We start from the raw sequence: 21611 nt of genomic DNA, 5'->3' as shown, positions 1-21611 counted from the left end.
GGGTGGGGTACCTATCGAACCTTAGGCGGCGGATTGCTCCAACGCCACGCCGGCGCCCATCAGGCCGGAGTATGGCGCGGTCACCAGCCAGACCGGAATGCCCTTGAAGTAATCGCTCATGCAACCCTTGTCGGCGAAGCAGCGGGCGAAACCGCTTTCGAGGAAGAAATCGGCAAAACGCGGGACCACGCCACCGACGATGTAGACGCCGCCGCGTCCGCCCAGGGTCAACACGTTGTTGCCGGCCACGCGCCCCAGCCAACGGCAGAACTGTTCGAGCACTTCCAGGGCGATGGGATCGCCGGCCAGGCCGGCCGCGGTGATGGATTCGGGGGTGTCGAGTACCGGCACATGGCCGTCCACTGCGCAAATGGCCCGGTACACCCGAGGCAAACCGCTGCCGCTCAAGGCGGTTTCGGCGCTGACGTGGCCGATCTCGTTGTAGATGTGCTGCCACAGCTGGGTTTCCCGCGGGCTGCTCATGGGCAGGTCGACATGGCCGCCCTCCCCCGGCAACGCGGCGAAACGGCCCTCACCCAGATCCAGCAACGTGCCGACGCCCAGCCCGGTGCCCGGCCCGATCACCACCGCCGGACGCATCGGCTCCGGGGTGCCTTCGCACACGACCCGGTACTCATCGGGACGCAAGCAGGTCATGCCCAAGGCCATGGCCGAGAAGTCGTTGACCAGCAACAGCTTCTCCACCTGCAGGGTCTTGCAGAACGCCCGATTGCTCAGGCGCCAGTGATTGTTGGTAAAGCGAAACTCATCGCCGCTCACGGGACCGGCCACCGACAGGCACACCGAACCGATGGCGCCCGGTTTCAGGCCCAGGCCGCTCAGGTACACCTGGATGGCATCTTCCGGGCAGGCGTAATCCGCCGTTGCCAGCACCTGGATGTTTTCCAGGGTGTGGTCTTTCCACAGCGCGAAGCGTGCGTTGGTCCCACCGATGTCACCGACCAAAGCCAGTTTCAATTAAGCGTCTCCAGGGCAGAAGTGAAGGCGCTGGCGCCCTGCTCCGCCGAGCTGAAGGCCATGCGCATGAAACCGAACAGCTCGCGGCCGGTGCCTATGTTGTTGCCCAACAGGCCCGTGGCCGGCGTGCGCGCGGCGAATTCCTCGGCGTCCACCTTCAATTCCAAGGTGCCTTTGACGCCATCGACGCGGATGATATCGCCCTCCTGCACCCGGGCCAACGCACCACCGACATAAGCTTCGGGGCTGACATGAATGGCCGCCGGGATTTTCCCCGACGCGCCGGACATGCGCCCGTCGGTCACCAGCGCCACTTTGAAGCCACGGTCCTGCAACACACCCAGGAAAGGCGTCATCTTGTGCAGCTCCGGCATGCCGTTGGAGCGCGGGCCCTGGAAGCGCATCACCGCGACAAAATCCTTTTCCAACAGGCCGGCCTTGAACGCGTCCGCCAGGTCCTGCTGGTCCTGGAAGACCATGGCCGGGGCTTCGACAATCTGGTTTTCCAGGGCCACGGCCGAGACCTTCATCACCCCACGACCCAGGTTGCCTTCCATCACGCGCAACCCACCTTCTGGCGAGAAGGCGCGAGCCACCGGACGCAGGATGTTTTCGTCGAGGCTTTCGATCGGGCCGTCGCGCCACACCAACTCGCCATCCTCCAGGAACGGTTCCTGGGTGTAGCGGCTCAGGCCGTGACCGAGCACGGTGTTGACGTTTTCATGCAGCAAGCCGGCTTCCAGCAACTCACGGATCAGGAACGACATGCCGCCGGCCGCCTGGAAGTGGTTGATGTCGGCCTTGCCGTTCGGGTAGACGTGGCTCAGGGTCGGCACCACCTCGGAGAGGTCGGCCATGTCTTGCCAGGTCAACTGGATACCCGCTGCCATGGCGATGGCCGGCATGTGCAGGGTGTGGTTGGTGGAACCGCCGGTGGCGTGCAGCGCAACGATGGAATTGACCAGCGAGCGCTCGTCGACGATTTCGCCGATAGGCATGAAATTGCCGCTTTGCTTGGTCATGCGCGTCACCTGGAACGCCGCTTCACGGGTCAGGGCATCGCGCAGCGGCGTGTTCGGGTTGACGAACGAGGCGCCCGGCAAGTGCAGGCCCATCACTTCCATCAACAACTGGTTGGTGTTGGCGGTGCCGTAGAAGGTGCAGGTGCCGGGGCTGTGGTAGGACTTCATCTCCGACTCCAGCAACTCTTCGCGGGTGGCCTTGCCTTCGGCGTAGCGCTGGCGCACGTCGGCTTTTTCCTTGTTGGAAATGCCCGAGACCATCGGCCCGCCTGGCACGAAGATCGTCGGCAAGTGACCGAAGCGCAGCGCGCCCATCATCAGGCCCGGGACGATCTTGTCGCAGATGCCGAGCATCAGCGCACCGTCGAACATGTTGTGGGACAGCGCCACCGCCGTGGAGAGCGCGATCACTTCGCGGCTCGGCAGACTCAGTTCCATCCCCGCCTCGCCCTGGGTCACGCCGTCGCACATCGCCGGCGTGCCTCCGGCGAACTGGCCGACCGAGCCAATCTCGCGCAGGGCTTTCTTGATTTGTTCCGGGAAGGTTTCGTAGGGCTGGTGGGCCGAGAGCATGTCGTTATAGGACGACACGATGGCGATGTTGGCGGCGTTCATCATCCGCAGGTGGTGTTTGTCTTCGGTGCCGCAACCGGCCACGCCGTGAGCGAAGTTGGCGCACTGCAGCTTGCCGCGCATCGGACCGTCGCTGGCAGCATCACGGATCAATGCAAGGTAAGCCTGACGCGTGGCGCGGCTGCGGGCGATAAGCCGTTCGGTGACCTCAAGAACGCGGGGATGCATGTGTAGAACTCCAGGCTAACGGGTGTGGCGACCTGATTGTCTATGCTGGTCAAAAGCCCGCTGCGCGCTGTGTGGAAGGCGAGGCGACAGACGGTTTTTGACCATTCGGACCAGTTGATTCAGGTCACTCGTTGTAGATAAAACAAAATATTGCCACTAAAAAGGCTTGTTTTCTATTTTTATGCGAATAATCTTGTAATTCCAACAACAAATCGACGGCGGCGCAGTTAATGACTCTTCGAATCGCAATCAATGGTTTTGGCCGCATCGGCCGCAACGTCCTCCGTGCACTGTATACCCAAGGCTATCGTCGCGACCTGCAGATCGTCGCCATCAACGACCTGGGCGACAGTGCAATCAATGCCCATCTGCTCAAGTTCGACACCGTGCATGGCACCTTCGACGCCGACGTCCAGCACGATCACGAAAGCCTGACGGTCAATGGCGACCGCATCTCGGTCAGTGCCATCCGCAACCCGGCCGAACTGCCTTGGGCGGCCGAGAAGATCGACGTTGTGTTCGAATGCACCGGTCTGTTCACCGACCGCGCCAAGGCCGCGGCCCACATCAGCGCCGGCGCCCGCAAGGTGATCATCTCGGCCCCGGCCAAGGGCGCCGATGCCACCGTCGTGTATGGCGTGAACCACGACATCCTGCGCCAGTCCCACCAGATCATCTCCAACGCTTCGTGCACCACCAACTGCCTGGCCCCAGTGGCCCAGGTGCTGCACCGCGAGCTGGGCATCGAAAGCGGCCTGATGACCACCATCCATGCCTACACCAACGACCAGAACCTGACCGACGTCTACCACAGCGACCCCTACCGCGCTCGTTCGGCCACCCAGAACATGATCCCGAGCAAGACCGGCGCCGCCGAAGCGGTGGGCCTGGTGCTGCCGGAACTGGCCGGCAAGCTGACCGGCATGGCGGTGCGCGTACCGGTGATCAACGTCTCGCTGGTGGACCTCACCGTGCAGCTCAAGCGCGAAGCGTCGGCCGAGGAAGTCAACGAACTGCTGCGCCAGGCCAGCCAGCATTCGAAGATCCTCGGCTACAACACCCTGCCGCTGGTCTCCAGCGATTTCAACCACAACCCGCTGTCGTCGATCTTCGACGCCAACCACACCAAGGCCAGCGGCAAGCTGCTCAAGGTACTGGCCTGGTATGACAACGAATGGGGCTTCTCCAACCGCATGCTGGATAACTGCCTGGCGTTGTGTAACGCCGAATAACTGACACGGCAGCATTGAGCTTTTCTATGGGAGCGAGCTTGCTCGCGATAGCGGTGTATCAGCCAACATCGATGGCGACTGACACGCCATCATCGCGAGCAAGCTCGCTCCCACAAGGGTTCACACTCGTAAAATGAATGAAGGCTTGACCCGTGACGTAGATGATAAGCATTATCATCTACTCGAACCGGATCGGGCCCTACCGTGAGTCAATCGCGCTTTCATCACGTCTTCCTCGCCCAGCGAGTGCCGCTGCTGCGCACCCTCGAGCGCATGGTCAGCAACCCCAGTACCGCCGAAGACCTGCTTCAGGAAACATACCTGCGTGTCACCCGTGCATTGGCCGAACGCACGGTCGAGCACCTCGAACCCTTTGTTTTCCAGACCGCCCGCAACCTGGCGTTGGACCATTTGCGTGCCCGACGCATCCAGGCCCGGACCCTGCTGGATGACGTGCCGCTGGAAGTCGTCCAAAACGTCGTCGCCCCCCAGAGCAGCGCCGAGGACGCCGCCCATGCCCAGCAACTGCTCGAGCGCCTGAATGTCAGCCTGCAGGCCCTGAGCCCGCGACAACGGCAGATCTTCATCCTCAGCCGCCTGCATGGCCACAGTTACCAGGAAATCGCCGAACGGCTGAGCGTGTCCTTGAGCACGGTGCAAAAGGAACTGAAACTGATCATGGCGATCTGTGTGGGTGTGGCTGAACGCAGCCTATAGTTTCACGTTGCGCACAGGCTTGCCTCCTACTGCCTGCGGCTTGTAGCTTGTGCTGGCCGCTAATACGAGAACCCACCGTGACGGACAACTCCCCTTCTCCTGCGCCGACGCCGGAAACCGCCCATGCCATGGAGCAGGCGCTGGACTGGCTGATCCTGCTGGACAGCCCCAGCGAGGAACAGACGCGGCAGTTCCAGGCCTGGCTGGCGGCCGATCCACGTCACGGCGAGGCGTTCGCCCGGGCCCAGGCGATCTGGAACGGCCCCCAGGTGATGGCCAGTGCCCGCCGACTTGAAACCGCCCCCAAGGTCACCGCGCTGACGCGCCTGCGTGCCCACTGGAAACCCCTGGCCACCGCCGCCGTGTTGTTTCTCGGCCTGTTCAACTTCAGCGACCTGCCCCTGCGCTTGCAGGCCGATCACCTGACCGTGGTCGGTGAACGCCAGCGCCTGCAATTGGAAGACGGCTCCAAGGTCCTGCTCAACACCGACTCGGCGTTCTCCAGCACGTTCAACGAACAACGGTACGTGGCTCGCTTATACAAGGGCGAGGCCTTCTTCGAAGTCCCGGGCAACCGTACCCTGCCGCTGGAAATCGACGCCGGCCCGGTCACCGCCAGCGTCAGCGACACCACGTTCGCCGTGCGTTACCTCGACGGCGTGGCCCAGGTCCAGGTCCAGCGTGGCGATGTGGATCTGCGGGCCAATCGCAACGACACCCATGTGCGGCTGTCGGCCGGGGAGAGCATCCGCATCGGCCCCAACGGCTTCGACCGGCCATCCCGCCTAGATGCCAACACGGACCTGGCCTGGGTCCAGGGTCGGCTGGTGTTCGAGAACCGGCCGTTGAGCCAGGTACTGGCCGAGCTGCGCCGCTACTACCCCGGCTGGATCATCAACAGTAACGAACAGTTGGCCAATGTCGCGGTGACCGGCAATTACCGCCTCGATCAGCCGCTGGACGTGGTCCGCTCCCTGGCCCATATCACCTCGGCGCGGCTTCAGGAATTCCCGGCGCTGGTGATCTTGAACTAAATGAGAATTATTTTTACTCGATAGGCTCCGCTGGTTCGTCTCGTTATAGCCAATGCAATTGATTCGCATCCAGCGATGCGATCTGCACCTATAACAGATGCGACACGGAGCGCTATCGATGTCCTCTCGCCTTACTTGCCGGTTTCTTGCCCCCTCTTGCACGCTGTCATTGCTCACCGCCGCCATCCTGATGGCCGGCACTGCGCCGCTCGCCCTGGCTGCCACCGCCGTGCAGCCCCCTGCCCGCAACATGGGCGACTACACCTTTGCCATCGCCCGGCAGCCACTGGTCTCGGCCTTGAATGCATTCACCGCGGTCACCGGCTGGCAAGTCGGCATGCCGGCGGAGCTGGCCGAAGGCGTCGCGTCGCCAGGGGTGAACGGCTCGCTGCCGCCGGAAAAAGCCCTGGAGCGCCTGTTGGTGGGGACCCACCTGGGCTACCGCAAGCTGGGCGACAACAGCATCGTGCTGGAAAAGCGCAGCAGCGGCAGTGCGATGGAGCTGCAACAGGTGACCATCAGCGCCACCCGCCAGGAACAGGACATCACCAGCGTACCCAGCACGGTCACTGTCCACGACCGCCAGGAACTGGACCGCAACAACGTCAATACCCTCAAGGACCTGGTGCGCTATGAACCGGGCGTGTCGGTGGGCGGTGCGGGCCAGCGCGGCGGCATCAGCGGCTATAACATTCGCGGCATCGACGGCAACCGGATCCTGACCCAGGTCGACGGCGTGGAAGTACCCGGCGGTTTCTTCAACGGCCCCTACGCCAAGACCCAGCGCAATTACGTCGACCCGGAAATCATCAAGCGCGTGGAAATCCTCCGCGGTCCGGCCTCGGTGCTGTACGGCAGCAATGCCATTGGCGGTGCCGTCAGCTACTTCACCCTCGATCCGGACGACATCATCAAGCCCGGCCAGGACGTTGGCGCTCGCCTGAAGACCGGCTACAGCTCCGCCGACGAGAGCTGGCTCAAGTCCGCCACCGTCGCCGGCCGCAGCGGCCCATTCGATGGCCTGCTGCACTACAGCCAGCGCGACGGTCACGAAACCGAATCCTACGGCAGCCACAACGGCACCGGCCTGGACCGCACCGCCGCCAACCCGGAAGACGTGCGCGCCAACAACGTGCTGGCCAAGCTCGGCTGGAACTACAGCGATGACGCACGCCTTGGCCTGGTCTACGAGAAATACAAGGACGACCGCGACAGCGACCTGAAAAGCGCCTACGGCGGCCCCTACGCCAACGGCCAGCCGGCAATCCCCGACTTTGTACTGCCCGGCGGCATGTACCAGTGGCGCACCGGCAACGACACCATCACCCGCGAGCGTTTCGGCCTGGAGCACAGCTTCGCCCTCGACAGCTTGCTGGCCGATCACATCAAGTGGAGCCTGAATCACCAGGTCGCCAAGACCGACCAGAGCACCGCCGAGTTCTATTTCCCGATCACCCGCCAGGTCCTGCGCACCCGGGATACCCTCTACGAAGAAAAGCAGTGGGTCTTCGATGCGCAACTGGACAAGGCCTTCAGCATCGCCGACACCGATCACGCGCTGACCTACGGCACCACGATCAAGCAACAGAAAGTCACCGGCTCACGCAGCGGCAATGGCGTGTGCCTGGCGGTCGGTGTCGGTTGCTCTGCGGTGGGCGCCATCAGCACCCGGGATGTGTTGGCAAAAGCCAGTGACTTCCCGGACCCGACCATCAACAGCTACGCCCTGTTCGTCCAGGACCAGATCAGTTGGGACAAATGGACCTTCACGCCTGGGCTGCGCTATGACTACACCCAGCTCAAGCCGCACCTGACCGAGGAATTCCTCAACACCGTGGACCCCACCAGTGGTGGTGAGGTCAGCGACAAGAACAAGACCTGGCACCGCGTCTCGCCAAAATTCGGCGTGACCTATGCCCTGACCGACCAGTACACCTGGTACGGGCAGTACGCCGAGGGTTTCCGCACCCCGACCGCCAAGGCCTTGTATGGCCGTTTCGACAACCCTGGCGCCGGCTATAGCGTGGAGCCCAACGCCGACCTGGAAGCGGAAAAAAGCCAGGGCTACGAGACCGGCCTGCGCGGCCGTTTCGACTCCGGTTCGTTCGACGTGGCAGTGTTCTACAACAAGTACCGCGACTTCATCAACGAGGACGCCATCACCCCCGGTGCCGACCAGTTGACCTTCCAGAGCAACAACATCAAGCACGCCACCATCAAGGGCGCCGAAGTCAAGGGACGCCTGGACCTGGACGTGCTGGGCGCGCCAAAGGGCCTGTATACCCAAGGTTCGGTGGCCTACGCCTACGGTCGCAACAACGACACCGGCGAGCCGCTCAACAGCGTCAACCCGCTGACCGGCGTGTTCGGCCTGGGCTACGACCAGGAGCAGTTCGGCACGTTGCTCAGCTGGACCCTGGTCAAGAAAAAGGACCGCGTCGACGACAGCAACTTCAACTCGCCCGATGGCGTGAGCAGCCAGTTCAAGACGCCAGGCTTCGGCATCCTCGACCTGACGGGTTTCTACAAGGTGACCCGCGACGTGACCGTCAGTGGCGGCCTCTACAACCTCACCGACAAGAAATACTGGCTGTGGGATGACGTGCGCGGCTACGACAGCGTCGGCGAAGCGGCGGTGCTGAGCCCCGCCAACCTCGATCGCCTGACCGCGCCCGGGCGTAACTTCGCGGTGAACCTGATCTGGGATATCTGACCCAGCCCCAAGGATTTCCCCTGTGGCGAGGGAGCTTGCTCCCGCTGGGCTGCGAAGCGGCCCCTGGATTTTGCGGTCGCTGCGCAACCGAGCGGGAGCAAGCTCCCTCGCCACGGTGAATCAAGCGCGACCTCATTAACCAAACGATAATTCCTCTTATTCAAACTGCCCCGCCCTGTTAGACTTTGCGCCCTCTTTTCACCTATCTCCCAGGTCGCCCGATGCCGTCGTTGCCTCTTCGTTTATGTGCACTGTTCATGGCCCTGGGCCTGAGTGCCTGCGATGATGCCCCGCGTTTTACCCAGGCCGAACCGGGTGAAGCCCGTTCCGGTGGCGCCGCGACGGTTCGCAAGAGCGATCAGAACGCCTTTTCCCTGCCCTCGGCCAACCTGCCACCTTCGCGGCGCGTGGATTTCAGCGTCGGCAACAGCTTCTTCCGCAGCCCGTGGGTGATCGCCCCCTCGACCACCACCGCCCGCGATGGCCTCGGCCCGTTGTTCAACACCAACGCCTGCCAGAACTGCCACGTCAAGGACGGTCGCGGTCATCCGCCTGCGCCGGATGCCGCCAGCGCGGTGTCGATGCTGGTGCGCCTGTCGATTCCCGATGCGCCGGCCTACGCCAAGGTCATCGAACAACTGGGGGTGGTGCCGGAGCCGGTTTACGGTGGGCAGTTGCAGGACATGTCCGTCCCCGGTGTCGCTCCCGAAGGTAAAGTCCGGGTCGATTACAGCCCCGTCCCGGTGCGCTTCAAGGACGGCACCGTCGTGGAGCTGCGCAAGCCAAACCTGCAGATCACCCAATTGGCCTATGGGCCGATGCACCCGGACACGCGTTTTTCCGCCCGTGTCGCTCCGCCGATGATCGGCCTGGGGTTGCTGGAGGCAATCCCCGACGAAGCCATCCTGGCCAACGCCAAAGCCCAGGCGCGGGAAAACAACGGCATTGCCGGTCGCCCCAACCAGGTCTGGGACGATGCCCAACAGAAAACCGTACTTGGACGGTTTGGCTGGAAGGCCGGCCAACCCAACCTCAACCAACAGAACGTCCATGCGTTCTCCGGTGACATGGGCCTGACGACGAGCCTGCGGCCCTTCGACGATTGCACCGAAGCCCAGGTCGATTGCAAGCGCGCCCCCAGCGGCAACGGCCCGGATGGCGAGCCGGAAGTCAGCGACAACATCCTGCGACTGGTGCTGTTCTACAGCCGCAACCTCGCCGTACCGGCCCGTCGCGAGGTGAATTCTCCCCAGGTACTGACGGGCAAGAATCTGTTTTTCCAGGCTGGTTGCCAGTCTTGCCACACCCCCAAATACACCACCGCTGCCAACGCCGCTGAACCGGAGCTTGCCAACCAGGTCATCCGCCCCTACACCGACCTGCTGCTGCACGACATGGGCGAAGGCCTGGCCGATAACCGCAGCGAATTCAAGGCCAGCGGCCGTGATTGGCGAACCCCGCCGCTGTGGGGCATCGGCCTGACCGAAACCGTCAATGGTCACACCCAGTTCCTGCATGACGGTCGTGCCCGCAACCTGCTCGAAGCCGTGCTGTGGCATGGCGGCGAAGCACAAGCGGCGCAACGCCAGGTTTTAGCGTTCAATGCCGAGCAACGCGCTGCGTTGCTGGCCTTTCTGAATTCCCTTTAAATGCCTTTTCCAGAAATGGGAGCCTGACATGTTCCGTCCCAAGCTGTTGTTCACCAGCCTCGCCGCCATCGCCCTCGGTGCCTGCTCGCCCCAGGACCCGCAAGCGGTCACCTCGGCCGCCATCGCCAAGCAGGTGATCCTGCCGACCTACAGCCGCTGGGTCGACGCCGACCGGCAACTGGCGACCAGCGCCCTGGCGTTCTGCCAAGGCAAGGAAAACCTGGACACCGCCCGCGCCGACTTCCTCAAGGCGCAAAAAGCCTGGGCCGAGTTGCAACCCCTGTTGATCGGCCCGCTGGCCGAGGGCAACCGCGCCTGGCAGGTGCAGTTCTGGCCGGACAAGAAAAATCTGGTGGGCCGTCAGGTCGAGCAATTGGTCAACAGCCAGCCACAGATCGACGCCGCCGGCCTGGCCAAGTCCAGCGTGGTCGTACAAGGGCTCTCGGCCTACGAATACCTGCTGTTCGACGCGAAAATCGACATGGCCGACAGCGCCCAGAAAGCCAAGTACTGCCCGCTGCTCACCGCCATCGGCGAACGCCAGAAACAACTGGCCGAAGAGATCCTGTCGGGCTGGAACGCCAACGATGGCATGCTCGCCCAGATGAGCAAATTCCCCAACCAGCGCTATGCCGACTCCCACGAGGCCATCGCCGATCTGCTGCGCGTGCAGGTCACGGCCCTGGACACGCTGAAGAAAAAACTCGGCACGCCGATGGGCCGCCAGAGCAAGGGCGTACCTCAGCCATTCCAGGCCGATGCCTGGCGCAGCCAGTCGTCGTTGCAAGGGCTGGAAGCCAGCCTGAGCGCGGCCAGGACCGTCTGGGCCGGCGTGGACAACAAGGGCCTGCGCGGCCTGCTGCCAAGCGACCAGAAACCGTTGGCGGACAAGATCGACGCCGCCTACGATGCCTCCTTGAAACTGTTCGCCAGCAGCCAGCGCTCGTTGACCGAAATGCTCAACGACGATGCCGGGCGCCAGCAACTCAACGATTTGTACGACAGCCTCAACGTCGTCCATCGCCTGCACGAAGGCGAACTGGCCAAGGCGCTGGGCATTCAACTGGGCTTCAATGCCAACGACGGTGACTGATCATGTTTCGACGTCAGGTCCTGGCACTGGGCAGCTTGCTGCTCGGCGCCGTCACCCTGGGCGGCTGGACGCTGTTCAAGCAAAAGGACAAGCACCCACTCTTGCTTTCGGCACGGGACGATGGCGACGGCAAGCATTACGCCGTCGGCTATCGACTGGACGGCACGCGGGTGTTTGCCACCCAGGTCGGCCAACGCTGCCATGACATCATCAATCACCCGACGCAACCGATTGCGCTGTTCGTCGCCCGTCGTCCAGGCACCGAAAGCTACTTGATCGACCTGCGCGACGGGGCGCTGCTGCAAACCATCGCCTCGCTGCCGAACCGGCATTTCTACGGCCACGCGGTCATCCATGACAGCGGCGAATGGCTGTACGCCACCGAGAACGACACCACCGACCCGGGACGCGGCCTGTTGGGCGTGTACCGTTTCGAAGGCGAGCGGCTGGTGCACAGCGGCGAGTTGTCTACCCATGGCATCGGTCCTCACCAAGTGTCCTGGATGCCCGATGGCGAGACGCTGGTAGTGGCCAACGGCGGCATTCGCACCGAGGCCGAAAGCCGGGTCGAAATGAACCTCGACGCCATGGAGCCAAGCCTGGTGCTGATGCAACGCGATGGCACCCTGCTGAGCAAGGAAACCCTCGCCCAATCGATGAACAGCGTGCGCCACCTCGGCATTGCCAGTGACGGCACCATCGTTTCCGGCCAACAGTTCATGGGCGCTGCCCACGAATCGTCGGAACTGGTGGCGATCAAGCGGCCAGGTCAGCCGTTCCAGGCATTCCCGGTGCCCGCAGAACAATTGCAGGCCATGGGGCACTACACCGCCAGCGTCGCTGTGCACAGCGACCTGCGCCTGGTGGCCCTGACCGCCCCGCGCGGCAACCGCTTCTTCATCTGGGACCTGGACAGTGGCGAGGTCCGCCTGGATGCCCCCTTGCCGGACTGTGCCGGTGTGGGCGCGGTAGCCGACGGTTTTGTCGTGACGTCGGGTCAAGGACGTTGCCGCTATTACGATTGCCGCCAGACACAACTGGTTGCAAAACCCCTGGATCTGCCGGCAGGGCTCTGGGACAACCATTTGCATCTGGCCTGAGCAAGGGAGCGAAGCCCATCGGCGCCGAGCTCCCTGATTTTCGGAAAAATCCCACGCACCACCGGCCCGCCAGCATCTGGAATAGCCCGCACACTCAGAGTAATGTGCCCGCCTATCTGTATTTTCTCTCAGTTTTTTTCCAAGGAAGTGGAACATGCTGCGACGCCGCATGCTGATCATGTTGGGTGTTGTCCTGCTGGTAGTGCTGTTGCTCGCCGGCTACAAGGCCTTCTCCGTTTACCAGCAGATCCAGTCGTTCTCTAAGCCGAAACCTCCGATCAGCGTCGCCGTGGCCACGGCCGCCCAGCAACCCTGGCAGGCTCGCCTGCCCACCGTTGGCAGTCTGAAGGCGCTGCAAGGCGTGGACCTGAGCCTGGAAATCGCCGGGACCGTGCAAAAGGTGCAGTTCCAGTCCGGGCAAAAGGTCAAGGTCGGTCAGCCGCTCCTGCAACTGGACAGCGAAGTCGAAAGCGCCCTGCTGGAAACCGCCGAGGCCGACCTGGGCCTGTCGCAAGTGGATTTCGGTCGCGGCCGACAGCTGGTGGGCAGCCAGGCGATCTCCAAGGGCGAATTCGACCGGCTCTCGGCGCAACTGAAGAAGAACCAGGCCACGGTCAACCAGCTCAAGGCGTCGCTGGCCAAGAAACACATCCTGGCGCCGTTCAGCGGCACCATCGGCATTCGCCAGGTGGATGTCGGCGACTACCTGGCCAGCGGCACGGTGATCGCCACCCTGCAAGACCTCAGCAGCCTGTACGTGGACTTCTACGTGCCCGAGCAAAGCGTGCCCCGGCTCGCTGTTGCCCAATCGGTCAACGTCAGCGTCTCGGCCTATCCCGGGCAGACCTTCGTCGGCACCATCAGCGCGATCAACCCCAAGGTCGAGGACAGCACTCGCAACGTCCTGGTGCGCGCCACCCTGGCCAACCCCGACGGCAAGCTGCTGCCCGGCATGTTCGCCAACCTGCAGGTGATCCTGCCGGACGTGGCCGCCGGAATCGTCGTGCCGGAAAGCGCCGTGACCTACACCCTCTACGGCAACTCCATGTACGTGGTGACGCAAAAGAAAGCCGCCGACGGCACAGTCGAGAAAGACGACAAGGGCCAGCCGGTCCTGATCGCCGAACGGCGTTTCGTTGAAACCGGCGAGCGACGCGACGGCCAGGTGCTGGTTTCCAAAGGCGTGCAGAGCGGCGAACAAGTCGTGATCGCCGGCCAGATCAAGCTCGATAACGGTACGCCGATCGCCATCAGCGACGACAAGACCCTGACCGAACAGAACAGCCCGCCGCGCGCGGACTGATCAAGGACCCCCCATGGCTTTTACCGATCCGTTCATCCGCCGCCCGGTGCTCGCCACCGTGGTCAGCCTGTTGATCGTACTGCTGGGCTTCCAGGCCTGGAGCAAGCTGCCCCTGCGTCAGTATCCACAAATGGAAAACGCCCTGATCACGGTGACCACCGCCTACCCCGGGGCCAACGCCGAGACCATCCAGGGCTACATCACCCAACCGATGCAGCAGAGCCTGGCCAGTGCCGAGGGCATCGACTACATGACCTCGGTCAGTCGCCAGAATTTCTCGGTGATTTCGGTCTATGCCCGCATCGGCTCCAACAGCGACCGGCTCTTTACCGAACTGCTGGCCAAGGCCAACGAGGTCAAGAACCAGTTGCCCCAGGATGCCGAGGACCCGGTCCTCAGCCGCGAGGCCGCCGATGCCTCGGCGCTGATGTACATCAGCTTCTTCAGCAAGGAACTGAACAACCCGCAGATCACCGATTACCTGTCACGGGTGATCCAGCCCAAGCTGGCGACGCTGCCCGGCATGGCCGAGGCGGAGATCCTCGGCAACCAGGTCTTCGCCATGCGCCTGTGGCTGGATCCGGTCAAGCTCGCCGGCTTCGGCCTGACCGCCGCCGACGTGACCAATGCCGTACGCCAGCACAACTTCCTCTCCGCCGCCGGTGAAGTGAAAGGCGAATACGTCGTCACCAGCATCAACGCCAACACCGAACTCAAGTCCGCCGAGGCCTTCGCCGCGATCCCGCTCAAGACCGACGGCGACAGCCGCGTGTTGCTGCGGGACGTGGCCCGCGTGGAAATGGGCGCCGAGAACTACGACACCATCAGTTCCTTTGGTGGCACGCCTTCGGTGTACATCGGGATCAAGGCCACGCCGGGCGCGAACCCGCTGGATGTGATCAAGGAAGTGCGCAAGATCATGCCGGAGATGGAGGCGCAACTCCCGACCAACCTCAAGGCCGAGATCGCCTACGACGCCACCCTGTTCATCCAGGCATCCCTCGACGAGGTGGTGAAAACCCTGTTCGAAGCGGTGCTGATCGTCATCGTCGTGGTGTTCCTGTTCCTCGGCGCCCTGCGGTCGGTGATCATCCCGGTAGTGACCATCCCGCTGTCGATGATCGGCGTGATGTTCTTCATGCAGTTGATGGGCTACTCGATGAACCTGCTGACGCTGCTGGCCATGGTGCTCGCCATCGGCCTGGTGGTGGACGACGCCATTGTGGTGGTGGAGAACATTCACCGGCACATCGAGGAAGGCAAGACCCCGTTCGACGCCGCGATAGAAGGTGCCCGGGAAATCGCCATGCCGGTGGTCTCGATGACCATCACTCTGGCGGCGGTGTATGCACCGATCGGCCTGCTCGAGGGCCTGACGGGCGCCTTGTTCAAGGAGTTCGCCTTGACCCTGGCCGGGGCGGTGGTGATTTCCGGGATCGTCGCCCTGACCCTGTCGCCCATGATGTGCGCCCTGCTCCTGCGCCACGATGAGAACCCCTCGGGGCTGGCCCATCGGCTGGACATGCTCTTCGAACGCTTGAAGAGCCGTTACCAGCGCATGCTCCATGGCACGCTCAACACCCGGCCGGTGGTGCTGGTGTTCGCGGTGATCGTGCTGCTGCTGATCCCGGTGCTGGTCATGTTCAGCAAGTCCGAGCTGGCCCCCGACGAGGACCAGGGCATCATCTTCATGATGGCCAACGCCCCGCAGCCCACCAACCTCGACTACCTGAACACCTATACCGATCACTTCATTACCATTTTCAAGGAGTTCCCGGAGTACTACTCCTCGTTCCAGATCAATGGCTATAACGGCGTGCAGTCGGGCATCGGCGGCTTCCTGCTCAAGCCTTGGAACGAACGCGACCGCACCCAGATGGAAGTCCTGCCCGAGGTCCAGGCCAAGCTGGAAAGCGTGCCTGGCTTGCAGATCTTCGGCTTCAACCTGCCCTCGCTACCGGGCACCGGAGAAGGCTTGCCGTTCGCATTCGTCATCAACTCCCCGAAGGACTACGCAACGCTGCTGGAGGTTGCCGACCGGGTCAAAAAGCGCGCATTGGATTCCGGCAAGTTCGCGTTCATGGACATCGACCTTGCGTTCGACAAGCCAGAAGTCGTGGTGGATATCGATCGCGCCAAGGCCGCCCAGATGGGCGTTTCCATGCAGGACCTGGGCGGTACCCTGGCGACGCTGCTGGGGGAATCGGAGATCAATCGCTTCACCCTCGAAGGCCGCAGCTACAAGGTCATCGCCCAGGTCGAACGACCGTTCCGGGACAACCCCGACTGGCTGAACAATTACTACGTGAAAAATGCCAAGGGTGAATCGCTACCACTATCGACCCTGATCAAGGTCAGCGACCGGGCACGACCGCGGCAACTGAACCAGTTCCAGCAGCTCAATGCGGTGACGATTTCAGGCTTCCCCATCGTGAGCATGGGCGAGGCCATCGAGACCGTCCGCCAGATCGCCCGGGAGGAAGCGCCGGTGGGGTTCGCCTTCGATTACGCCGGGGCTTCACGCCAGTTCGTACAGGAAGGCAGCGCGTTGTGGGTGACCTTTGCCCTGGCCCTGGCGATTATCTTCCTGGTGCTGGCCGCGCAGTTCGAAAGCTTCCGGGACCCGCTGGTGATCCTGGTGACCGTGCCGTTGTCCATCTGCGGTGCCCTGATTCCGCTGTTCCTCGGCTGGTCGAGCATGAACATCTATACCCAGGTGGGCCTGGTGACGCTGATCGGCCTGATCAGCAAGCACGGGATCCTGATTGTCGAGTTCGCCAACCAGTTGCGCAGGGAACAGAACCTGTCGCCGCGCGAAGCCGTGGAACAAGCCGCGTCGATTCGTCTGCGACCGGTGCTGATGACCACCGCGGCGATGGTGTTCGGCATGGTGCCGCTCATCTTCGCCACAGGCGCCGGTGCAGTGAGCCGCTTCGACATCGGCACGGTGATCGCCACGGGCATGTCGATTGGCACCTTGTTCACCCTGTTTGTGCTGCCCTGCGTCTACACACTGCTGGCCAGGCCCGATAAACCCTGAAGGCAGCCAGAAGGGAACTGGATGGTTTTTGTGGCAAGGGAGCAAGCTCCCTCGCCACAGGTTTTAGTGCTCGACTGGAGATTGCGGCGGGAAAAAAAGGCCTCGCACAGGCGAGGCCTTTTTGGCTTCGTGATGTTCAACTCTGAGGCCTCATCCCTTGGGACAGGCTGAACATGAACAGCAGCAGATCATCGTCCGGTCGGATCGTCTCGCTCGCCTTTGCCACACGCGGCAGGGGACAATGCGCACCCGCACTGGAGGCACTGAGGATCTGCGAACGAGGCTGTTCCCACACAGCCACCGCCATCGACGTAACTGCCAGGGCTCCGATTAAAAACAAACCTCTAGCAATTTCTAGTTTCATGGCTATAAACCTTTGATAGCGCTGCCAAACGCCGTCTCATAAAAGTAGACGAGTTTTTTCCAATCAGCATCGCTGAACGACGAATGGCGCCGCAGTTGCTTCAGGTCATGGGAGGCCGCACGCCGGGCAGTCAGACGCTGGCGACATTTCTCCAGATCCAGCAGGGCCACTTCGGCCTTGGCCCCTTCGCCTTCTCCTGTCACCCGCACAAAAACATGCTTGATGTAGAGGCAGCCATGCTGCCAACGGCCCTTGTGCATGCGGGCCAGGTTCTCAGCCAGGGCCTTGAGGATTTGATCATGCACCGCTTCGCCATGGCGCTCACGTCCGCCTCCGGCATACCAATGCTCGATCTCCTCGAAGCCTTCCAGCGCATGGGTCACTAACAGCGCACGCCACCTGTGGACGGGGTCACGCTGGGCACCACAAAAGATCAGCTCAGGCACGCGGACATTCAACTGGGTCAACGCCAGCAGCGCGTCTTGCTCACGCAGAACGGTCGGTCGACCGAACGGATGCAACCAACTGCGATAGATGTGCCCCGTTTGACGCTTGGCATACAACAACTCGCCGTTGTTGCTGTTGATCCGCTGCACGCCACTTTCACCGCCACGTCGCACGTTGGGCTCTTCTACCCACTCACCTTGTTGGTTCCAAAAATGTTCGAAGCTGCTGCGGGAAATGCCAGTTGTTTCCACTGCCTGCACAACCATGCTGTTACCTCTTGCGTAATACATAAACTCGCCACATGGCATAGAGCGGTAGGAAATCCAGCCGTTCCTGAATACGAAACCCAGCCTGTCGAAACTCTTCCTCTACTGTATCTGTCGGTAACACAAATCGATTCTGGTAGTCTTTCTGCCCACGAGTGCGCTCCAGACGCTTGCGTTTCCAGGCCTTGAAATTGCCATCGACCCACAATGAAACGATCACGCTGTCACGGCTGACACGCTCGAATTCCTTGAGAATCGCCAGTCGATGCGCGGGTTCACCGATGTGATGCAACAAACGCATACAAAAAATACTGTCGACGGCGTTATCAGGCAAGGCAATGTCGAACGCAGAAGTGTGCAAGGGCCGTACCCGTTTTACGACATCGCTCGGTTGAGCCTCCAATGCCGTACTGAGCATGGCCTCGGAATTGTCGGCGCCGATGATGACTCGATTCGGTTTTTCGGCCAACAAAGACCAGAAGCGCCCCGCACCGCAGGGCAGGTCCAGGACCAGGCCGGGGTCTCCGACGAGTGCCAATGCACGCCGGGCCAGTTGTTGGTCTCGTTGGTTGGAAAGACGGCGACTCAAGCCACGGCGATGCTTATGAAAATATTCCCTGGCGTGCTGCTCGTCGTATTTTTCAGAAAATTCCAGCTTGATGGGTTTGGACATTAGGCGGGCCTCGATGACTGATAGGCCCACCTTATGAATCGGAATGTCATGCCTTTGTGAAAATAAAGTCAGGTAAACGCTCCAATGTTTACAAGACTTTTCAGCAGAGGGGCTTAGCTCTTTGGATTCAATTCCACTTCGAAATGGCAACCATTGGGCTCCATCGTACTGAGGCTGACTGTCCAGCCCTGGTTCTCGCAAATGCGCTGCACCAGGGACAAGCCCAATCCCAAGCCCTCGCCGCGTTTTTCGTTACCGCGCACGAACGGCTCGAACATCGCTTCGCGCTTCTCCTCAGGAATCCCCACGCCGCTGTCCTCGACCACGAATCCGGTGTTGGTCAGCGAAAGGCGAATGAATCCCTGGTCGGTGTAGTGCAGGGCATTACGCAACAGATTGCCCATCACGGCCGTCAGGAACGTGGCGTTATACAGGGTGTCGACGGTTTGCCCGGGTTCGAAGATCAGCGTCAGGCCTTTGGATTCGATGGGGGCACGCCATACGCCAAGGAGGTTCTCGGCCACCTGCCCCAGGGTCAGCCGAGGCGACATGCCGTTGTCTTCACGCTCGGCCCTGGCGAGCATCAGGAAGGTCTGCACCAGCTCGCGCATCTCTTCACTGGCCCGATTGATGCGCTCGACCTGGGTACGACCGCGCGGGTCCAGCGCCGGGTTTTCCAACAGCAACTCACACGAGGTCGCCAGGACCATCAACGGTGTGCGCAACTCGTGGCTCACGTCGCTGGTAAACAACCGCTCGCGGGTCAAGGCCTGGCGCAAACGCCCCAGTGTGGCGTCGAACGCCACCGCCAGTTCACCCACCTCATCGGCGGCATAGTCCGGGGCCAGCGGCGGCGCGAGCCCCAGAAGCTGATCGCGATGACGCACTTGCCGGGCCAGACGAACCACGGGCGCCATCACCCGGCGGGCCAGGACCCAGCCCAGAAATACCGCCAGCGCCAGGCTGAGCACGAAGCCCACCAGCACCACGGCGAACAGCACCCGTTCGCGCTCTTCGAAGTCGCTCTGGTCTTGCAGCAACACGTAGTGCCGACCGTCAACGATCTCGACCATGGCGTGATAGGACAACTGCTCGCGAAACACCTCGTGGAAACCGCGCTCCAGATGGCGCAGATCCTTGGGTAACTCGAAATCCCCCGGGCCGCCGCTGAAATAAAACAACTGGTCGGGTTCCGGCCGATGGTTCCAGTCCGAGACACTGTCCATCAACAGCAGGCGTTGCAAATCACCGCCAAGCCCGGCGGAGATCAGTTTCTCTTCCACCAGATGGACCGTCGCCACGATGCCCATGGCGAACGCACCGGCCACCAATGTGCTCATCAGCGCAAACGCGATGATGATCCGTTGGGCAAGGCTTTGCTTAAACTCCATCGCGGCCCTCGGCCAGGCGATAGCCGACGCCGTGCACGGTGTGCAATAACGGCTTTTCGAACGGTTTGTCGATTACCTGGCGCAGTTGATGGACATGGCTGCGCAAGCTGTCGCTGTCCGGGCAATCGTCCCCCCACAACGCTTCCTCGAGGATTTCGCGGCGCAGCACATGGGGACTTTTCTGCATCAGCACCGCCAACAGCTTCAGGCCCACGGGGTTGAGCTTGAGCAGCTTGCCTTCGCGCGTCACTTCGAGGGTATCGAGGTCGTAGCTCAGGTCGCCGACCTGCAAGGCCCGCCGGCCACCGCCCTGGGCTCGACGCATGACGGCTTCGATCCGCGCCGCCAGTTCCGACAAAGCGAACGGTTTGATCAGGTAGTCATCGGCACCGGACTTGAAGCCCTGCAAGCGATCGTCCAACTGATCCCGGGCGGTGAGCATGATCACCGGCGTATCACGCCGGGCGTCTTCGCGCAGGCGCTTGCACAAGGTGTAGCCGTCGATGCCTGGCAGCATGATATCGAGCACGATCAGGTCGTAATGTTCGGTCGCCGCCAGGTGCAGCCCCGACAAACCGTCCTGGGCACAATCGACGGTGTAGCCCTTGAGCCCCAGGTAATCGGCCAGGTTGGCCAGGATGTCGCGGTTGTCTTCGACCAATAGAATTCGCATGGGCACCTCTGCGTACACAGTTAACGGCTGGCTTGGCCCGCGCAGCTTACGGCCAAGCGTGGCTCACGGCTAGGATTGTATCCGCCGTAGCGGCGCGGGTCCCCTGTGGGAGCGAGCTTGCTCGCGAATGCGGTAGATCAGTCGCCATCCATGTTGAATGTAGCGACGCTTTCGCGAGCAAGCTCGCTCCCACAAAGGTCAAGCGCCCAGGAACAGGGCTGCACGGTCATTGACGAGTTTTTCACCCAGCATTCACACCGCCCCAACGCAGCGCAGGCCAGACTGCGCAACGCGCTGCTTACGAAAACTCCCCTCAAAGGTATTGCCATGGTCTCCACCGCCATCCGCCCCGCTTCCAGGCCGCTGAATTTCCGGGTTGCCTTGGGCCTGCCTGCCGTTGTCGCAGCCATTCTGGTGCTGCTGGAACTGACCACCCTGGACATGGACGTGGCCAAGCTGTTTTACGACCCGATGGCGGGTGGTTTTATCGGTCGCCACAGTTTTTTTCTGGAGGACATCCTGCACGATCGGGCCAAGGAGGTGGTGATCGCGTTCTCCGTACTGGCAATCCTCGGGTTCATCGGTACGTTTTTCATCGCCCGGCTCAAACCGTTCAAACGCGAGCTGGGTTGCCTGGTGCTGTCCCTGGCACTGGCGACGTCTTTCGTCACCCCGATGAAAGCGGTGACGGCTGTGCAATGCCCCTGGAGCCTGAAGGAATTCGGCGGCCAGGAAACCTACAGTGAGCTGCTCAGCCCACGCCCGGCCACCGACAAACCCGGTCGATGCTGGCCCGGCGGTCACGCCGCCACCGGGTTCACATTGTTTGCGCTGTTCTTCGTCCTGCGCGACCGCCGTCCGCGCCTGGCCCGCCGGGCCTTGGTATTCGCCTTCACGTTGGGCACGGTGTTTTCCCTGGGGAGGATGATGCAAGGGGCGCACTTCTTTTCCCATAACGTGTGGACGGCGGTGTTCTGTTGGCTGATTTGCCTGGGGTGTTACTACTACATCCTGTACCGACCGGCCGCCACGGCTGATCGTGTCGCTGTCACCAGTCCCGCCAATGCCTGAACTGAACCGCATCCCACAGGGGGATTGGCGTCGTTCATGAATCC

The 21611-nt window shown here is 62.1% G+C and carries 17 protein-coding genes; 10 read left to right on the top strand and 7 right to left on the bottom strand.

The features are described from left to right. Positions 1-21: 21 nt before the first annotated feature. Both J4E63_RS04035 and edd read right to left on the bottom strand, forming a co-directional pair. Positions 22-978, bottom strand: a complete 957-nt coding sequence (locus J4E63_RS04035) for a glucokinase (protein ID WP_207281182.1) — start codon at positions 976-978, stop codon at positions 22-24. Then, the gene (gene edd / locus J4E63_RS04030) at positions 975-2801 is read right to left on the bottom strand and encodes a phosphogluconate dehydratase (protein WP_207281181.1); all 1827 of its coding nucleotides are present in this window, start codon (positions 2799-2801) and stop codon (positions 975-977) included. The genes J4E63_RS04035 and edd overlap by 4 nt, the downstream gene beginning before the upstream one ends. A gap of 230 nt (positions 2802-3031) precedes the next feature. Between edd and gap the strand changes: the two genes are divergently transcribed. The 9 genes from gap to J4E63_RS03985 all read left to right on the top strand — a co-directional run bounded on the left by gap (position 3032) and on the right by J4E63_RS03985 (position 16682). After that, positions 3032-4033 (top strand): type I glyceraldehyde-3-phosphate dehydrogenase, encoded by a 1002-nt coding sequence (gene gap / locus J4E63_RS04025; protein WP_047228368.1) that lies wholly within the window; start codon positions 3032-3034, stop codon positions 4031-4033. Between the two features lie 204 nt (positions 4034-4237). Continuing rightward, on the top strand, positions 4238-4750 hold the full coding sequence (locus J4E63_RS04020; RefSeq protein ID WP_207281180.1) for an RNA polymerase sigma factor: 513 nt from the start codon (positions 4238-4240) through the stop codon (positions 4748-4750). 128 nt (positions 4751-4878) lie between these two features. Beyond that, positions 4879-5784, top strand: a complete 906-nt coding sequence (locus J4E63_RS04015) for a FecR domain-containing protein (RefSeq protein ID WP_207282447.1) — start codon at positions 4879-4881, stop codon at positions 5782-5784. A gap of 118 nt (positions 5785-5902) precedes the next feature. Beyond that, a complete protein-coding gene (locus J4E63_RS04010; RefSeq protein ID WP_207281179.1) occupies positions 5903-8497 on the top strand; it encodes a TonB-dependent receptor in 2595 nt (864 codons plus the stop codon). 221 nt (positions 8498-8718) lie between these two features. Then, the gene (locus J4E63_RS04005; protein ID WP_207281178.1) at positions 8719-10146 is read left to right on the top strand and encodes a di-heme oxidoredictase family protein; all 1428 of its coding nucleotides are present in this window, start codon (positions 8719-8721) and stop codon (positions 10144-10146) included. 28 nt (positions 10147-10174) lie between these two features. Further along, entirely contained in the window at positions 10175-11239 is a 1065-nt protein-coding gene (locus tag J4E63_RS04000) for an imelysin family protein (protein WP_192261184.1), read from the top strand. A 2-nt stretch (positions 11240-11241) separates the two neighbouring features. Then, positions 11242-12339 carry a DUF1513 domain-containing protein gene (locus J4E63_RS03995; protein WP_207281177.1) on the top strand — a complete coding sequence of 366 codons (1098 nt, stop codon included), beginning with the start codon at positions 11242-11244 and terminating at the stop codon, positions 12337-12339. A 154-nt stretch (positions 12340-12493) separates the two neighbouring features. After that, a complete protein-coding gene (locus J4E63_RS03990; RefSeq protein WP_207281176.1) occupies positions 12494-13642 on the top strand; it encodes an efflux RND transporter periplasmic adaptor subunit in 1149 nt (382 codons plus the stop codon). Between the two features lie 13 nt (positions 13643-13655). Then, entirely contained in the window at positions 13656-16682 is a 3027-nt protein-coding gene (locus tag J4E63_RS03985; RefSeq protein WP_207281175.1) for a multidrug efflux RND transporter permease subunit, read from the top strand. A gap of 136 nt (positions 16683-16818) precedes the next feature. Here the strand turns inward: J4E63_RS03985 and J4E63_RS03980 are convergent, their stop codons facing one another. From J4E63_RS03980 to colR, 5 genes are all read right to left on the bottom strand, one after another. Further along, positions 16819-17046, bottom strand: a complete 228-nt coding sequence (locus J4E63_RS03980) for a hypothetical protein (RefSeq protein ID WP_207281174.1) — start codon at positions 17044-17046, stop codon at positions 16819-16821. Between the two features lie 2 nt (positions 17047-17048). After that, positions 17049-17759 (bottom strand): lipopolysaccharide kinase InaA family protein, encoded by a 711-nt coding sequence (locus J4E63_RS03975; RefSeq protein WP_207281173.1) that lies wholly within the window; start codon positions 17757-17759, stop codon positions 17049-17051. Positions 17760-17763: 4 nt separating this feature from the next. After that, complete coding sequence (locus J4E63_RS03970) at positions 17764-18432, bottom strand: class I SAM-dependent methyltransferase (protein WP_207281172.1); 669 nt, start codon at positions 18430-18432, stop codon at positions 17764-17766. Positions 18433-18545: 113 nt separating this feature from the next. Then, on the bottom strand, positions 18546-19823 hold the full coding sequence (locus J4E63_RS03965) for a HAMP domain-containing sensor histidine kinase (RefSeq protein ID WP_207281171.1): 1278 nt from the start codon (positions 19821-19823) through the stop codon (positions 18546-18548). Then, entirely contained in the window at positions 19813-20496 is a 684-nt protein-coding gene (gene colR / locus J4E63_RS03960; RefSeq protein WP_024779529.1) for a two-component system response regulator ColR, read from the bottom strand. The genes J4E63_RS03965 and colR overlap by 11 nt, the downstream gene beginning before the upstream one ends. 327 nt (positions 20497-20823) lie before the next feature. Between colR and J4E63_RS03955 the strand changes: the two genes are divergently transcribed. After that, the gene (locus J4E63_RS03955; RefSeq protein WP_207281170.1) at positions 20824-21567 is read left to right on the top strand and encodes a phosphatase PAP2 family protein; all 744 of its coding nucleotides are present in this window, start codon (positions 20824-20826) and stop codon (positions 21565-21567) included. Positions 21568-21611: the final 44 nt, after the last annotated feature.

Origin of the sequence: Pseudomonas sp. FW300-N2F2, assembly GCF_017351655.1 — a bacterium.
In the GTDB taxonomy this organism is placed as follows: Bacteria; Pseudomonadota; Gammaproteobacteria; order Pseudomonadales; family Pseudomonadaceae; genus Aquipseudomonas; species Aquipseudomonas fluorescens_AA.
Note: the sequence above shows the minus strand (reverse complement) of the source record. Positions and strands in the feature narration are given on the sequence as shown.

Coding starts and splice junctions, on each gene's coding strand:
- edd (WP_207281181.1), bottom strand. CDS start 2,801: ATGCATCCCCGCGTTCTTGAGGTCACCGAACGGCTTATCGCCCGCAGC.
- gap (WP_047228368.1), top strand. CDS start 3,032: ATGACTCTTCGAATCGCAATCAATGGTTTTGGCCGCATCGGCCGCAAC.
- J4E63_RS04015 (WP_207282447.1), top strand. CDS start 4,879: ATGGAGCAGGCGCTGGACTGGCTGATCCTGCTGGACAGCCCCAGCGAG.
- J4E63_RS04010 (WP_207281179.1), top strand. CDS start 5,903: ATGTCCTCTCGCCTTACTTGCCGGTTTCTTGCCCCCTCTTGCACGCTG.
- J4E63_RS04005 (WP_207281178.1), top strand. CDS start 8,719: ATGCCGTCGTTGCCTCTTCGTTTATGTGCACTGTTCATGGCCCTGGGC.
- J4E63_RS04000 (WP_192261184.1), top strand. CDS start 10,175: ATGTTCCGTCCCAAGCTGTTGTTCACCAGCCTCGCCGCCATCGCCCTC.
- J4E63_RS03995 (WP_207281177.1), top strand. CDS start 11,242: ATGTTTCGACGTCAGGTCCTGGCACTGGGCAGCTTGCTGCTCGGCGCC.
- J4E63_RS03990 (WP_207281176.1), top strand. CDS start 12,494: ATGCTGCGACGCCGCATGCTGATCATGTTGGGTGTTGTCCTGCTGGTA.
- J4E63_RS03985 (WP_207281175.1), top strand. CDS start 13,656: ATGGCTTTTACCGATCCGTTCATCCGCCGCCCGGTGCTCGCCACCGTG.
- J4E63_RS03980 (WP_207281174.1), bottom strand. CDS start 17,046: ATGAAACTAGAAATTGCTAGAGGTTTGTTTTTAATCGGAGCCCTGGCA.
- J4E63_RS03975 (WP_207281173.1), bottom strand. CDS start 17,759: ATGGTTGTGCAGGCAGTGGAAACAACTGGCATTTCCCGCAGCAGCTTC.
- J4E63_RS03970 (WP_207281172.1), bottom strand. CDS start 18,432: ATGTCCAAACCCATCAAGCTGGAATTTTCTGAAAAATACGACGAGCAG.
- J4E63_RS03965 (WP_207281171.1), bottom strand. CDS start 19,823: ATGGAGTTTAAGCAAAGCCTTGCCCAACGGATCATCATCGCGTTTGCG.
- colR (WP_024779529.1), bottom strand. CDS start 20,496: ATGCGAATTCTATTGGTCGAAGACAACCGCGACATCCTGGCCAACCTG.
- J4E63_RS03955 (WP_207281170.1), top strand. CDS start 20,824: ATGGTCTCCACCGCCATCCGCCCCGCTTCCAGGCCGCTGAATTTCCGG.